At 45.1% G+C, this 15,326-nt stretch carries 11 protein-coding genes; 5 read left to right on the forward strand and 6 right to left on the reverse strand.

Features of this window, described 5'->3' with window-relative positions:
• Positions 1-77 precede the first annotated feature (77 nt).
• Positions 78-494 (forward strand): VOC family protein, encoded by a 417-nt coding sequence (locus IE164_RS03735; protein WP_189628835.1) that lies wholly within the window; start codon positions 78-80, stop codon positions 492-494.
• 37 nt (positions 495-531) lie between these two features.
• On the opposite strand, the gene IE164_RS03740 is transcribed toward IE164_RS03735, so the two are convergent.
• The 3 genes from IE164_RS03740 to IE164_RS03750 are packed head-to-tail and all read right to left on the reverse strand — an operon-like array spanning position 532 to position 3,631.
• Positions 532-1,230 carry an ABC transporter ATP-binding protein gene (locus IE164_RS03740; RefSeq protein WP_189628836.1) on the reverse strand — a complete coding sequence of 233 codons (699 nt, stop codon included), beginning with the start codon at positions 1,228-1,230 and terminating at the stop codon, positions 532-534.
• Positions 1,231-1,243: 13 nt separating this feature from the next.
• On the reverse strand, positions 1,244-2,719 hold the full coding sequence (locus IE164_RS03745) for a DUF5687 family protein (RefSeq protein ID WP_189628837.1): 1,476 nt from the start codon (positions 2,717-2,719) through the stop codon (positions 1,244-1,246).
• Between the two features lie 6 nt (positions 2,720-2,725).
• Positions 2,726-3,631: a M28 family peptidase gene (locus IE164_RS03750; RefSeq protein ID WP_229838510.1), complete on the reverse strand. Its 906-nt coding sequence runs from the start codon at positions 3,629-3,631 to the stop codon at positions 2,726-2,728.
• Positions 3,632-3,714: 83 nt separating this feature from the next.
• On the opposite strand from IE164_RS03750, the gene IE164_RS03755 reads away from it, so the two are divergent.
• Together IE164_RS03755 and IE164_RS03760 are read left to right on the forward strand one after the other, a co-directional pair.
• Positions 3,715-4,770 (forward strand): hypothetical protein, encoded by a 1,056-nt coding sequence (locus tag IE164_RS03755; protein WP_189628838.1) that lies wholly within the window; start codon positions 3,715-3,717, stop codon positions 4,768-4,770.
• 80 nt (positions 4,771-4,850) lie between these two features.
• Complete coding sequence (locus IE164_RS03760) at positions 4,851-6,398, forward strand: M20/M25/M40 family metallo-hydrolase (RefSeq protein ID WP_189628839.1); 1,548 nt, start codon at positions 4,851-4,853, stop codon at positions 6,396-6,398.
• A gap of 137 nt (positions 6,399-6,535) precedes the next feature.
• On the opposite strand, the gene yjjX is transcribed toward IE164_RS03760, so the two are convergent.
• The 3 genes from yjjX to IE164_RS03775 all read right to left on the reverse strand — a co-directional run bounded on the left by yjjX (position 6,536) and on the right by IE164_RS03775 (position 11,866).
• Positions 6,536-7,069 (reverse strand): inosine/xanthosine triphosphatase, encoded by a 534-nt coding sequence (gene yjjX, locus IE164_RS03765; protein WP_189628840.1) that lies wholly within the window; start codon positions 7,067-7,069, stop codon positions 6,536-6,538.
• Positions 7,056-8,231, reverse strand: a complete 1,176-nt coding sequence (locus IE164_RS03770) for a tetratricopeptide repeat protein (RefSeq protein ID WP_189628841.1) — start codon at positions 8,229-8,231, stop codon at positions 7,056-7,058. The genes yjjX and IE164_RS03770 overlap by 14 nt, the downstream gene beginning before the upstream one ends.
• A 323-nt stretch (positions 8,232-8,554) precedes the next feature.
• On the reverse strand, positions 8,555-11,866 hold the full coding sequence (locus tag IE164_RS03775; protein WP_189628842.1) for a VPS10 domain-containing protein: 3,312 nt from the start codon (positions 11,864-11,866) through the stop codon (positions 8,555-8,557).
• Between the two features lie 172 nt (positions 11,867-12,038).
• Between IE164_RS03775 and IE164_RS03780 the strand changes: the two genes are divergently transcribed.
• Both IE164_RS03780 and IE164_RS03785 read left to right on the forward strand, forming a co-directional pair.
• Entirely contained in the window at positions 12,039-13,088 is a 1,050-nt protein-coding gene (locus IE164_RS03780; RefSeq protein WP_189628843.1) for a PA0069 family radical SAM protein, read from the forward strand.
• A gap of 158 nt (positions 13,089-13,246) precedes the next feature.
• On the forward strand, positions 13,247-15,208 hold the full coding sequence (locus IE164_RS03785; RefSeq protein ID WP_189628844.1) for an alkaline phosphatase family protein: 1,962 nt from the start codon (positions 13,247-13,249) through the stop codon (positions 15,206-15,208).
• Positions 15,209-15,326: the final 118 nt, after the last annotated feature.

Consider the following 15,326-nt stretch of genomic DNA (forward strand, 5'->3'; position numbering starts at 1 on the left):
CAATGCTATGCTGAGTAGAATTAAGTCGTAAATTCACCCCCAATCAACGAATAACCAATTACCTAATTGACCAAACAATGAATACTCCGTTTCACTTAGCATTCCCTGTCAAGGACATCGAATCTACCAGAAGCTTTTTTGGCGACTTACTCGGCTGCGAAATTGGTCGCTCTACCGATAAGTGGATCGACTTTAACTTCTTCGGCCATCAACTGAGTGCGCATGTAAAGCCAGAAGAGCTAGCCCAGGCCAATACCAATGCTGTTGACGGTAAAAACGTACCTGTCCGTCATTTTGGAGCTGTTTTAGAATGGAACCAATGGCATGAGCTTTCAGAAAAGCTTAAGCAGCACGGCATCGATTTCGTGATAGAACCCTACATCCGTTTTGAAGGAGAAGTTGGCGAACAAGCCACTATGTTCTTCTTAGACCCAAGCGGAAATGCACTGGAGTTTAAGTCGTTCAAAGACCCATCTCAGATATTTGCTAAGTGACAAAAAAGTGACCGTATAGAAGACCTTCTATGCCTCGTTAGTAGGCCGCAAAGTATTCTTCCAGTTCTTTTAAGGTAGAACTGCTAGTTTGAATATCCTGTTTTACCACTCCTTTTTCCAGTAATACAATGCGTTCGCAAACCTCAGTTACATGGTTAAGATCGTGGCTGGAGATAAGCATGGTCAACTGATGGTTTTCTTTCCAGTCTCTCAGCAAGTTTTTCAATCTAATTTGAGTGGTTGGATCTAAGTTGGCAAAAGGCTCATCGAGCAATATGACCTCCGGTCTACCCATAAGTGCAGCAGCAATACCCACCTTCTTTTGATTACCTTTAGAGAGGTCTCTGATGTACTTGTTTTTGCCAACAATTTCACCATTAAAAAGGGCTTCGAATTGGCTCAGAAACTCTTTGAGGTCTCCCTGGGAGTAATCGTGCAAAGAGGCCACAAACTCAAAATACTCGTCAGGAGTTAGGTAGTCAATCAAAAACGACTCATCCAGAAAAGAACCGGTATAGTACTTCCAGTCTTCGGTTTGGCTCACATTAACTCCCTTAGAAAGCACCTCTCCCGAACTGGCTCTTACCAGATCCAAAATCATTCTAAAAAAGGTTGTTTTACCGGCTCCGTTGTTACCTACCAACCCAAAACTCTCTCCCTTGCCAATGACAAGTTCAGGAATATCGACTACGGTTACACCCTTGTACTGTTTTGTAAGTCGTTTTACGTTAATCATGTCTTATTCGAATTTATTGAGCCCTGAATCCTGCTGCTATTTTGTGTCTGTTTTTGACGAACGATTGGGCTATATAGTTCAACCACTTATCGCGAAGTATAAACCCTGTCAGACCCACAACACCCAGCGTTATGAGTCCATAATCTTCTATGTCCAATATTATAAATGGAACAAAAACCAGGTATGGCAAAAATATGATCGGTAGTGCCATCAAGAACTGGGCTGCCCCAACCCCTTCGTAGTTAAAGGCTGCGCGTTTGCTCAGGTCAATTTTTTTGGGGCTAAAAAGAGCAATTCGCATAACCAAAAACACATTGACTCCAATGTTAAAAAGGAAGCAAACCAGGTTAATGAAGACAATCTTCATTCCGAAATAGGCATAGCCCAACGAAAGCACAAAGGCTATAGCGCTAGTAGCTACAAACAGGTAGTACTTGGCTTCAAAGTATTGATGAAAGGTAACTTTTCGGGTAAGTACAAAATCGAAGTAGCTGCTTTCCCAACTCAGTAAAAACTGCCCATACTGAATAAAGAAAATACCCGTAATAAAAATGCCTACAAATAAGAATATCCAGCTCATTTGTTGATACTGCTCCTCGGGATAAAAGATGAGTCCATAGAGTAGCAAAAAACTGGCAAGAAACACCGCACTTTTAGGGCGTTTGTGTCTCAAGATTAATTTAAGCTCCAGAGCAATGAGCTCTCCTACACGGCCAAAACGTTTAAGAAAAGCAAAATCTCCGGCAATTTTCGATGTCTTCTTTTTGGTAGATATCTCCTCCGGATAGGTATTGGCCGCCAGAAAGCGGTAGTTGGCATTGTAGGCAACAAACCACAGCAATAATGGAATCAATGCATAAACAGGCTGACCAAGCAAACCATTGAAGAGTGTAGCGGAAAGCTCAGAGAGCGAAAATACTTCATAGTAGTCTGCAGCCCCCACAGCCATAAATAGGCCTGCTATTACCAACAACAGATTGGGCTGTTCATTAAGCTTTTTCTTGAATAGTATAGTGAGAAAGTGCAGAGTAAAAACAAGGCTAATAATGGCCAGAAGCCAGCCAAGACCGGGAAGAATCCCCGCTTCGGGTACAACAGTGCTTAATGTAAAAGGCAGAAAAATGAGTATTCCAAGAAAATTAAAAACACTCAGGTGGCTTTTTCTGAGCATAAAGTGCAGCATTTTCTTTTTGCGCATGGGTAGGTGCAAGTAGGGCTGAATAGCCAATACCGGCACATTTTGTAAAAAGAATCGCAAGAAAAACTCAAAAGCAAAATAATAAATGACAAAACCACTCACCACCTCTATAGGGCTTTGCCCGGGAAAAACCGACTCCAGTATTTTGGGCAAGAAAATACCCACCAGTAATACATAGAACAGCAACATTAAAGCAGCGAAGCCCAGAAAAACATTAGCAATAAGGTTTTTGGCCCAAATGGGAGATCTTAGTTGCTGTTTAAAAGAATGGCTGAGTAGTGTTTGAATCATAACGGTTTAGTTAAGAGCCGCATCCAGGGCTAAAATGCAGTCCAAAATGGCGTGCACCGCCTTTATGTAGAAATCCTTATTAACGTTCTCAAAATCATCGGTAGGCTTGTGATAATGCTCATGATCTTCTACACCAAAGTAGAGAAAAGGGATTCCCTTTTTATGAAAAGGGCCATGGTCCGAAGAGTTGGTCCAGTCGTCATTGCCCAGGTCGGGAGAGTCATGTCCAAACTTGAGCTGCAGAGGCAATACATTCACTTCCTGAATAATAGGTTTTAACTGAGGGTAGTGGTGCGTACCGGCTACGTAAAGCTCATTTTTATCGTTCATGCTGATCATGTCCATGTTAATGTTCAGCTTGATCATCTCTTGCGGAATGCTAGGGTCATTTACAAAAGCTTTAGCCCCTTGCAAGCCCATTTCCTCGGCATCAAGCGCGGCAAACACCAGCGTATGTCGGGGTTTGTAACTCTGAAAATATTCTGCCAGTGCCAATAAGGCAGCCACTCCGGAAGCATTATCATCGGCACCATTGTACACCACCCCATCACGAACACCCAGATGATCGAAGTGAGCAGTTATAACAAAGGCAGTTTGTTGTTCACCTTTAATGTAGCCCACAATGTTTTCGCCCTGAATGGTATCGCCTCTGGAGGTGGTAAAAGAAAAGGGGTGCCTGAAGTCATCCTGAAGGCTCTTCAGGCGCATATTTTCCATTTGCTTAATAATGAATCTTCGGGCGGCCTCGGCTCCATTGGTTCCGGTTCTTCTGCCTTCGGCTGCGTCATGAGAAAGTTTTCTCAAGTCTTCTAGCATAAATTCTGTATCCAGCCGATCTAACTGGGCCTGGCTCTTGAGGGAAAACAGACAAAAGAGAAGAGAAAACAGAATGAAATTTGAATACCTTTGCATCGTTATGGGAGTTGTAGAAAGCATATTGCTATCTGGTTGCTGATTCGATCCTTTCTTAAACATAATCAATACCTTAACAAGATTTGCGCTCATTTGCCTACAAATTTCTGTTCATTACCTCTCTGCTAACCATCGCTTTGGTTGGCCATGCACAAACCGATATCAAAAATATTCTTGAGAACCTTAAGCTCAATCAAGCCCTTTATCCTCCTGAAGATATTTTACAGACAAAATCAGTTGTACTTTTTTCTGTGCCGATGGATGATGACGCGACCGAATGGCAGAATATGCTCGATGAAATGCAACAGTTTTTTGCAGAAGTGGGGGTAGATGCTGTGGCTTATTTACCGCTCAATAATTACGATGTGGGTATGCACACCCCCCAGGCTTTTCCCGAGTTTATCAAAACCAGAGGTATAGAAAATCTCATTATCTTTTCAGCACCACACCTTAAAGGGCCTTATTTCATAGCCATATTGCCCTTTAACAAACAAAACACCCTCTACAACCCCGGTACTTCTGCTTTTGCCCGATTAGCTTCCGATCCCAAAACGGTATGGCAAGAACTGGGCTCCTATTTTAAGACCGACCAGTTTAGGAGAACCAACCTGCTGGTGAATGAAAATCCGGAAATGTTTTACCCCACCGTTGCGCCAGGTTTGATAGCCCGGTCTATTCCGTCACAGGTGGCAGAGTTCAAAATTGCTCTAAAGCCTTACGATGCTCAAAGAGGCCAAAAGGAACCAGTTTACAGATTACACCATAGCCATATTTTTGCAGCCGACTCTTTGCAACAAGTCTTGATGAGGCAAAACCAGGTCCTGGAAGCTCTGGCGGCCGACACTACTAACACCATGGCACTGGTAGATCGTGCAGCCACTTCAGCCGAATTGAGGAGAGCCGGGTTTATCTATGAGCTGCAAATGGTTCAAGGAACGGAAGAAGAGGTAAGCAAGTGGATTCCTTTTCCAAACCGGACAAAGACCGGAAAGCAAAGGGTGTATAAATTCTATTTGAATGACCTTCGAACCAACACCATTTATGTTGGAAAAGAGTGGGATGCCTCGGGCGACTGGTTTTTGGCGCTTGCCCGTTTTGTGGAACAAATTAGACTTGCCGCTACTCAGAAAGGCAATTGAGAACGGTTATTTTCCACACATCCCAAAATTGAGCCTACTATTTGTACGGATACCTATCTTTAACAAAAACCAATGATAAAATGAGGACAGTAAAAGTATTTTTTGTGTGCTTATTGCTATGCACATACTCCGCATTTGGGTTTCAAAACACCCAAATCGATTACAATGCACTTTATAAAATAAAGGATGAAGGCCTGAACAACAGCCAGGTGATGGACATTGCCTGGAACCTCACCGATAGGATTGGACCTAGACTTACGGGTTCAGAAGGTTTAAAAAGAGCTTACGATTGGACGGCCGCTCAAATGAAGGAGTGGGGTCTTTCTAATGTGAAAATAGAGCCATGGGGTGAGTTTGGAGAAGGCTGGGACGTAAGAAAATCTTATCTGGCCATGACAGTACCATACTATCAGGCGTTAATCGGTATTCCAAAAGCCTGGACACCGGGCACCAACGGACCTATTTCGGCCGAAGCGATATATGTAGACGTAAGTTCCGAAGCCGATCTTGCTCAATACAAAGGCAAACTCAAAGGAAAGGTAGTTTTAATGCCCACCAACATTGAAGCAAAAACCACTTTTGAGGCAGATGCCACCCGTTGGACGGAAGAGCAGCTGCAAGACATGACCACCGAAAGAGTGAGTAATGCGGATGGTTCTTTTAGCCAAAGAAGAATATCAGACTTCAGAAGAGCAGCCAACTTGAGAAATGCCGCCTATCAAATGTTTAAAGACGAAGGAGTGGCCATGGTGCTCAATACACACAGAGGAGGAGGACAAGGTACTTTCTTTACTTCTAATGGTGCTCGCAGAGAGGAGAACCCCCTTCCTGAAATGGAAATAGCTCCGGAACATTACAACCGAATGGTAAGACTTTTGGTGAAAGGTGAGCCGGTTAGAATAGAAGCCGACACAAAAACCGAATTTCACACCAAAGACCTGCAGGGCTACAATGTAATTGCAGAAATTCCGGGTTCAGACCCTAAGCTTAAAGACGAAGTAGTAATGCTTGGTGCCCACCTCGATTCTTGGTTTGCGGGCACAGGAGCCACAGACAACGCGGCTGGTTCGGCCACCATGATGGAGGCCATAAGAATACTTAAAGAGTCGGGCGTGCCGTTAAAGAGAACTGTGCGAATTGCTCTTTGGAGCGGTGAAGAGCAGGGTCTTTACGGTTCAAGAAACTATGTTCAGAAAGAATTTATGAACAATGGTATGCCTAACAAAAAGCACGAGCAGTTTTCGGCCTACTACAATATGGACAATGGAACAGGAGCCATCAGAGGTATTTACCTTCAGGGCAACGAAGCCATTCGTACCATTTTCACCGAGTGGTTCAAGGTCTTTGAAGACATGGGTGCCAGTACTGTAACCATTAGAAATACCGGAGGAACCGATCACCAGGCTTTCGATGGTATTGGTTTGCCGGGCTTCCAGTTTATTCAAGATCCTATAGACTACGGTACAAGAACCCACCACACCAATATGGATTTGTACGAAAGACTACAGGCAGCCGACTTGAGAAAAAATGCGGTGATCATTGCTACAATGGTAATGCAAACCGCCAATATGGATCAGAAAATGCCTAGAAAGCCTAAGGTATTTGATAACCTTAACAGAAGCAGATAGCTTGTAAACTACTGCAAGTAAAACTCATTATAGACTGCCGACTCTGCCAAGGGTCGGCAGTTGTTTTATATGCCATTGCCCACAGGTTTAGGCCTTTAAAAAAAGCCACCTATTAAGTCAGACTATCGGGCTGAGGGCTAGTATAAATCCTGATTTACGAAAGGAATGAGGGCTAAGACTACGGCCGGTTCGTAGTATTCGGCCCGGTTGATCAGGTCTTTAGTGAGAATACCTACCGCACCATTTTTCTGCTTAGAGTTGGAACGCTTAAAAACCATATCGTCTGCCACTCCGAGCTCTATGCCCTTATGAATGAGCTGCTGAATTTGTGGAGGAAGATCGAAACTTGCTGTTCGTGCTTTTCCCCTTCGGGTGGAAGAAACAATGTATACCCAGGCAAAAGCCTCCATGCTCTGGTGTACCTCATCAATACCACCTTCTATACCCACCCAGTAGTGAGCCTCAGGAACAAGCCTACTGGCATTTTCGGCCCGGTTTTGGGCTCCCTGCAAGGTTTCTTTGTCGGTCATGGGCTGGTCGGCCACTCCTGATGGAACCGAAATACCCTCCACTAGTATACGACTCTCGGGAAATACCTTTTTAAAGGCGGCAGCCGTACAGTTAATCTTTACCGGGTTTTTAGAAGCAACAACTACTTTAATTTCCTTCATTCAACTTTGCCAGTTTCTCCGTCATGCCAAGGCGCTCATAATATACCTTGAGTGCCCTCATTACTTTCTCATCTTTCGGGTTAACCTCCCGGGCCTTCTCCATATATGGCAGTGCTCTTCGGGTCCAATCATGGCCAATCTGCTCGGTTTCTTTGCCGCGTATTTCGTATTCTTCCTTGCTCATAAGGTTTACGCGCACATAAACCCTATTGGCCTGTTCGTTAATCATTACCGAATAATTGTAGTTGGCTGTAAAGTCGTTCGGAAAGCTTGTCAGATAACGCTCGTAACTTCTGGAAGCCATTTCAAAGTAGCGCTCCGATCGCTCAGGCTCGCCATTCAGGTAGGCTTCTTTAAATATCCGATCGTACAGGTCGGCCTGTCTAAGCACCAGCATGGCGTTGTTGGGGTTACGCTGTATGGAGGTTTTAAGCACCGACTCGGCTGCTTCAAATCGCTTGAGACGAATGAGAATGCTGATTTCCTGAAAGATATAGGGCAAGTGATTGGGATACTCAAAAAGGGCTTCTTCCACAATGTCCAGTTGCTGTGTATCGGGCACACCCAAAGCCTGCTGGCATACAATGAGGCCGTTGTAAGCATTTTTAGAAAGGCGCATAAAATCTCTAAGTGCCAGGTAATTATCTATAGCCTTTTGGTATTGACCTGCATTTTGAGCACTCAGGGCCGCATATAAATAGCCGGTAGAATCGGCAGGCTTTAGTATTTGAGCTTTCTCGAACAACTCGGAGGCCCTACTGAACTTGCTGCTTTGGAAATCGGTGATGCCGTTATTTATAAAGTCAGCCCACAGTAGTTCAATCTGATTGTTCGCCAAAATGTGAAGATTGTTGGAAGGGTCCGTGAGTTCTTTAGTTTTCTTGTAGGCTTCGGCTATGATGGTAACCAGCTGTTTTTGATCGGCTTTAATCTCCTGAATGGCCGGGTCGTTCGATTTCAAGATTTCATGATACACCCTTGCCTTAGTGTACCATGCCCTTGGGTTTTGTTTAGCCTCCGCAGCTTGAAAGGCCTCATCTATCGCGGCTTTGGCCTCCACATAGTTCTTGTCGTTGAGGAAGGTGTTCGCCACAGAAATCAGGTCCTGCGCACGAGCGTGCTCGGTTAAGAGGGAAACCAATATGATGACGACATATTTCAATGATCCAGCCTTGCCGCTAGTGGCAAATTTAAAAGATTTGAGAGATTCTATTAAAAAGTTGAGGCTTGAATGAGAATTAAATATACACCTCTTTTCAAGACACTTAAATATAAAAAAATGTATTTGACACGCTTTTAATCGAAACAGGTGTCTATCAGGGTGTAATTCAATACGTTGCGGATAAAACTGGGATATTCCTGGCACAATCCCAAAAAACAAAGCGGCTCTTTAGAGATTAGGTCTGTTGTGGTAAATAGTGGCTTCGGTTAGCCACTATTCGGCAGACTTCTCTATTGAGCCGCTTTGCAAAGCCTAAAGAGCTTTTACTTGCTCCAGTTAGGCAAAGCCCCTGCCAGCCATGGGCTGTTTCTGCTGCCAAGCTTTCGGTGCATTGCCTCCATTCGGCTTTGAAGAGCTCGCACCGAGGTCAAAATCGGAGTAAACTCATCGGCCGCAATTTCATAGTTTTTAATGGATGTGCCCGTAACATCTGAGAGCGAGCCATAGATGTCGTAGGCGGCACTTTGGGCGCGCTGGCGCATATCATAGTCACCATCCATATCGAGTCTCCCCAGGTTGGGGTCTCCATTCATTGCTATGTTTATGGCTTCCAGTTCTTTTTCTAATTCATCAATTTCTTTGAGCAATTGTAATGATTCCTGAATAGGCATGGCTTTAGCCGATGCTCTGAAGACATCCAACTCACCGCCCATTTCAGAAAGGACCGACCTAGTGGCGTTCATGGCTGCTACCAGGCGGGCTGCTTTCTTCTTAAACTCTGCCATGGCCGACCAATTTGCGGCAGGCAGGGTGCGGTTATTGAGCTCCGACACGCGGAAAGGTACGTTACTAACCAGCTCCGAAAGCTCGCCTTTCAGCACCTGACTCATGCTTACCGTGTAAGTACCCGGCACTACAAACACGCCCGTAGAGCTGAGGCTCGATGAAGGGTTGGCCTGACGGGCATTTACGCTATAAAAGTTCATGTATGTAAGATCCCAAACTATTTGGTTTAGTCCTTTGCGCAACGGACTTCTCAGCTCACTCACTACTTCTCCGGCCCGGTCTTTAATGGTGAATATCAGGTAAGAGGGGGCTTCATTTTGCTCGGCTTTGTATTCCTCCAAACTAGGATACGGAATGGCCTCTCCTTTTTTAAAGGCTTCAGACTCCCGCCTGTTTCTTTCGGCCCTCAGAGTGGTAGTGCCTTCTTTGAGATAATAGTTAATAATAGCTCCCGTTTGAGGGTTGGGGGCAGAATAGTGCATTTCGCCCTGAAAACCGTGCTCTCTCGATCCCAAAGAGCCTAGTGGAGTCCATTCGTTGAACATTTTGGCTTCGGAAATAGAAAATATATGAGCTTGTTTTTTGGCAATCTCCTCAGAGAATTCTCTTAAAATGCTGTAGTCGTCAAGCACATAAAACCCTCGGCCAAAGGTGCCCAGTACCAGATCGTTTTCTCTTTCCTGAATAGCCATGTCTCTCACGTTAATTGTAGGTAGCCCGGCCTTTAGGGCTTTCCAGCTTTGACCTCCATTCAGGCTTACATGTACGCCATATTCAGTGCCCGCAAAAAGAATGTTGGCATTTACATGGTCTTGTTCCAGAGCATACACCGCTCCTTCGGGCAGGTTACTGCTTATGCTTCGCCAGGTTCTGCCTTTGTCATTACTCACATAGACATATGGAGTAAAGTCTCCACTTTTGTGATTATTAAATGCCGCATACACAGTGTTTACATCGTGTTTTGAGGCAATAAGGTCATATACATAAGTGTTTTCAGGTACTCCGGGAAAGCGGTTTATCTTAAACCAGTTCTTGCCTCCATCTTCCGTTACGCTAATCTGCCCATCGTCAGAACCCACATAAATTAGCCCTTGCTGAAGTCTGGACTCATCGAGCGACACTGCGGCACCGTATCTGGAAGTAGATCCATTTTTGGCTACTGCATCCATAGGCCATATTTTACCCATTACAGGCAACAGGTTCCGGTCTATATCCTGATCTAACTCTCCGCTAATCACCTCCCAGGAGTTCCCGCGATCGGTACTTTTGAAAAGTTTGTTTCCGGCAAAGTATATGGTTTTATGGTCGTGTGGACTCACCATAAGGGGAGAGTCCCAGTTGAAGTTATATTCTTTTTCTCCTTTTTCCGGACGGGGAACAATGGTTACACTTTCTCCACTTTTTCTATCGAAACGAATGAGGCCTCCATTTTGCGATTGAGCATACACAATATTGGGTTCAACAGGGTCGGGTACCGACTCAAAACCATCGCCTCCTTGAGTCACAATCCAATCGGAACTAATAATTCCGTGTCGGCTCACCGTTTGCGAGGGGCCATGTAGGCTGTAGTTGTCTTGGGTTCCGCCCATTATGTTGTAAAAGGGTTCTGCATTGTCTACCGAAACTTTATAGAACTGCGTTACCGGCAGGTTGGTAAAAAACTTCCAGTTTTCTCCCTGATCAAAGCTTTCATACACACCGCCATCGCAGCCCTGAAGAATGTGCTTGTTGTTTTTAGGGTTAATCCACATGGCGTGGTTATCCCAGTGCTTACTCTTTTCTCCCAGTTGGGTGAAAGTTTTTCCTCCATCAACCGTCACCATGGTGAATGTGTTGAGAGAGTACACACGGTCTACATCTACCGGATCGGCTACAATCTCCTGATAGTAGTTTCCGCTGGTAGAATGGTTGCTCATTTTTTGCCAGGAGGCTCCACGATTCGTGCTTCTGTAGAAGCCGCCTTGCCCGTTCTGTGCTTCTACAATGGCATAAAGTACTTCAGGGTTGGCGGGAGAAATGGCCATACCTATACGTCCCTTGTCCACTCCCGGAAGTCCGCGGTTTATCTTGTCCCAAGTTTTGCCGGCATCGGTAGATTTGTATATGCCCGACTCAGGGCCTCCACCCAGGTAGGTCCATTGTCTTCTCCTGCGCTGATGCGCGGTGGCATAAATTACATCGGGGTTTCTGGGGTCAAGGTGTACCTCGTTTACCCCTGTATGCTCCGATATTTCGAGTACCTTTTCCCAGGTTTCGCCACCATCGGTTGTTTTGTAAAGACCTCTGTCGCCTCCTGCACTCCACAAGGGGCCATAAGCAGCCACATATACTACATCCGAGTTTCTGGGGTCTATAGCAATCATGCCAATATGCTCAGACTTTTTTAGGCCCATGTGTTTAAATGAGGCTCCTCCATCAATGGATTTATAAATGCCGTCACCATAAGAAACCGAGCGCTGGTTGTTGTTTTCTCCGGTTCCTACCCAAATCACATTGTGGTTGTTGGGGTCCATGGCCAGGGCTCCTATAGAGTAGCTGCCATAATTATCAAAAATGGGATCGAATGTAGTACCGGCATTCGTGGTTTTCCATACCCCTCCGGCAGCAGCGGCTACGTAAAACTCGGCAGGGTTATCAGGGTTCACCGCCAGGTCAGCTATTCGACCCGATGTAAGGGCCGGACCCACGCTTCTGAAACGAAGGGTGTTTAATGAAAAGCCATCGGAAGGGTCTTTTTGAACCGCTGCACTTTCCGTTTTTTGATTTCTTCTTTGGGCTTGTGCCTCATACCATGAGAAGGAGCAGGTAAGGACTACCAGTACAAGCCAGTAGGGCAAATATTTTTTCATGAATAGAATGAGTTTGATTCTGACAAAAGAACAAGTTAGTCCTTCGCTTCAAATTATTTTTTCCTCTGATCAAAAAACCTGATTTCACCAGTTATTGGAAGCGCATTTTTAGTACCCCTCCGATAATATTTAGTTAATTGCTATTATATTTAGCAATACTAAAATCAATACTATGATAAAAGGAAGAGGAGCACAGATTCAGGTGAAGAATAGGTTTTTGCTGCACGAGTACGTACAGGAGCATCTGGAAGGAATAGATGAATACGATGAGGGGGCTCCTCCTACCCAATATGTTCCCATATTCCCCAAAACGATAGTCAACAAAGTGGTAAGTCCCGATGTGGGCATGGAGTTTTCGCTAAATCCCTATCAGGGCTGCGAGCACGGCTGCATTTATTGTTATGCGAGAAACTCCCATGAGTACTGGGGCTATAATGCCGGGCTTGACTTCGAACGCGTAGTCCTTTATAAGCAGAATGCCCCTTCCCTGCTCGAAAGCTATTTTCAGAAACCCAGCTATGAGCCGGCCACCATTGTACTTTCAGGCAACACAGACTGCTATCAGCCAATAGAGCGCAAGCTCGGCATTACCCGAAAACTTCTGGAGGTCTTTTTAAAATATAAACATCCGGTGGGCATTATTACCAAAAATGTGTTAGCAACCAGAGATGCCGACCTTCTCAGTGATCTGGCGAAGGACGATTTGGCTACTATTATCTTTTCTGTAACAACGCTGGATGAAAAAGTAAGGCGAAAACTTGAACCCCGAACAGCTACTACACAGCAGAAGCTCAGGGCAATAGAGACGCTGAGCCGTTTGGGAGTAAACTGCAACATTATGATTGGCCCAATTATTCCCGGGCTGAACGACCATGAAATTCCCAATATTATGGAGGCCGCCTCAAAGGCCGGAGCAAGGAGTGCAGGCTTTACCATGGTCAGGCTAAACGGTCAAATTGGTCAGGTTTTCGAGCATTGGGTGAAAAAGGCTTTTCCCGATAGAGCCACTAAAATACTTAACCAAATAAAGGGAGCCCATGGCGGGCAACTCAACGACAGCCGTTTTGGAAAGCGAATGCAGGGAGAGGGTATAATGGTTGAATCGATTCATAAGCTGTTTGCTATAAGCAAGACCAAGTACTTTGGAAATTCACACCACAGGCCCCCTCTAAGGACAGATTTATTCGTGAAAACGAAAAGGGGGCAAATGGGCTTGTTTTAGGGGTGGTTTTTAACAAGACAATGAGCCATAAATGGATTGTTTATAGCTTATGAATGGATAGTTTCGTGAGCCATATGTTTATAGTCAGTAGCATAGCATTTTCCTACTCCTTCTAATTTCTTATCTTCATACGCACCAACTAAATTAAGCGTACTACAATGAACACAAACACAAATCGGGTTTTTGACCATGTATTCATTATCATGTTCGAGAACCAATACCGGAGCTATGTAATGGAAAACGAATATTTCCGGGGTCTCGCCAGGCAAGGCATAGACATGGCTAACTACTTTGGGGTAATGCATCCCTCGCAAACCAACTACATTGCTTCGATTGCTGCCGAGCTATGTAATATGACAGACGATGATCCACCTCCGAGCCCACTTGAGCAGCGCACCATCGTAGACCTGATAGAAGAATCGCCCTATAGACTCGACTGGAAGGCATATATGGATAGCTACATACCTCAAAACCAACCGTGGTCTGAAGGCATGCAGCCTAAAGACGAGTATCCGTATATGATTAAACATAACCCATTCTCTTCTTTCAAAAACATTATTGAGAATGAGTCCAGGTGGAAGAAAATCCAGAACGAAGCAGCGCTTTACTCCGATTTGCTCAATGGTACTCTTCCGGCCTACAGCTGGTTTACTCCTAATATGTGGAACGATGGGCACTATCTGGACGGAACAAATCCGATCGATATTCCGGCCGATAAAGACAAGCAGCCCAAGGAGCGCGCCCCTACTTTAGTCGATCAGGCAGCCGTTTGGCTAGAGGGATTTTTCGGCTCTTTAAATTTCCCGGGACCAGACTCACACTTTCCTCCCAATACCTTAGTGGTGGTCACTTTTGATGAGGCGGATTTTGAAGCGGCATACGATCTGCCCAAAGACAAAAAGTATTTCTATGATGGTCCCAACCAGATTTATACCGTCCTTCTTGGAGATATGGTACAGGCAGGAGGAGTAGCTTTGGAAGGCTACAACCACTACAGTTTAATCAAAACCATTGAGCACAATTTTGGCTTGGGATCTTTGGGTAAGAATGATAAAGAGGCCAACTGGTTTAAGTTTTTGTGGGGCGAAACGTTTATTTGGGAAGCTCCGGAACCGACTCCTTTTGAGGTTTCAGGTCAAATGACCTCTGCGAACTACAAAGACGTTCTTTATATGGTTTATGCTGAAGAAGGAGGGGCTTTGCATTATGCCACTTTCGATGGTGACCATTGGAGTGAGAGCAGAACCGTGGGTGTTTCAGCTTCAGGGCCATTAGCCATGGCCTCAACAAGCGATCAGTTGACCTTGGCTTATGTTGACGAGGGAAAACTGATGACCCTCAATTACTCAGAATCCAAAGGTTGGGGCACGAAGCCTCTGCTTATGGAACAAGGCGTGAGTAAAGTAAGCATGGCAGCATTTAATGAAGCAGGCCAGCTGATGTTGGCTTATTCAGACGCTTCAGGCAATGTACATTCTATGGTGACCGATAACTCTGGCCAATGGCAACCTTCCGTTGCAGTGGGTTTTAGCAGTGCTGGAGAAATTCAGCTGGGAGTTTTGGGGCCATCTATCTATTTGATTATGCAGGACACCGCTTCAGGTCAAATGATGATATGCTCCTATAATACGGCCGACTTCAACGTGGTGACTTTGCAGAAATCTGCCTACAACGGCCCGCAGAGCAACACCTCTAAAGACAAGTGGTCGCCCAATGTCTATCCGGTCGCCCATTTTTCTGCTGCAGCCTATGCAGGAACACCAAAGGAGAAAGAGCCTGTTTCTCAACCCTATTTGGGCTCAGGCGAGCTGGCTTGTGCTACGCTCGATGGAGTGATGCACCTTGTGCATCGCGGAGTTGGCAACGATTTGTTGCTTACCGAATCGTTTTCGATTCATGGATTAATGACTCCGGAACACCCCATTTCGTACGACCCTGCGCAATCGGCCACAACTAATTCCGGTTATGGAACACTGGCTCAGGCCGGCTGGTCGGAGCAGTCATCTATATTAGGAGCCTATGCTTCGGGATCTACAGGTATGGCCGAAGTAAATGGAGAATTGATTTTGCTCTTTGTTAAAGAAAACGGAGCATTGGAAATGGTAAGAGGAGGTTATTAGCCTCCTTTTATATACTGGCAGAGGGAAGGGGGGTGAAAATTGTATCGGATATTGAGTACAGCGTGTAGAGATAATGAGCTATAAATGGATCATTTATAGCTCATAAAATATACTATAT

Source organism: Roseivirga thermotolerans (assembly GCF_014653175.1).
GTDB classification, from domain to species: domain Bacteria; phylum Bacteroidota; class Bacteroidia; order Cytophagales; family Cyclobacteriaceae; genus Roseivirga; species Roseivirga thermotolerans.

Coding starts and splice junctions, on each gene's coding strand:
- IE164_RS03735 (WP_189628835.1), top strand. CDS start 78: ATGAATACTCCGTTTCACTTAGCATTCCCTGTCAAGGACATCGAATCT.
- IE164_RS03740 (WP_189628836.1), bottom strand. CDS start 1,230: ATGATTAACGTAAAACGACTTACAAAACAGTACAAGGGTGTAACCGTA.
- IE164_RS03745 (WP_189628837.1), bottom strand. CDS start 2,719: ATGATTCAAACACTACTCAGCCATTCTTTTAAACAGCAACTAAGATCT.
- IE164_RS03750 (WP_229838510.1), bottom strand. CDS start 3,631: ATGCAAAGGTATTCAAATTTCATTCTGTTTTCTCTTCTCTTTTGTCTG.
- IE164_RS03760 (WP_189628839.1), top strand. CDS start 4,851: ATGAGGACAGTAAAAGTATTTTTTGTGTGCTTATTGCTATGCACATAC.
- yjjX (WP_189628840.1), bottom strand. CDS start 7,069: ATGAAGGAAATTAAAGTAGTTGTTGCTTCTAAAAACCCGGTAAAGATT.
- IE164_RS03775 (WP_189628842.1), bottom strand. CDS start 11,866: ATGAAAAAATATTTGCCCTACTGGCTTGTACTGGTAGTCCTTACCTGC.
- IE164_RS03780 (WP_189628843.1), top strand. CDS start 12,039: ATGATAAAAGGAAGAGGAGCACAGATTCAGGTGAAGAATAGGTTTTTG.
- IE164_RS03785 (WP_189628844.1), top strand. CDS start 13,247: ATGAACACAAACACAAATCGGGTTTTTGACCATGTATTCATTATCATG.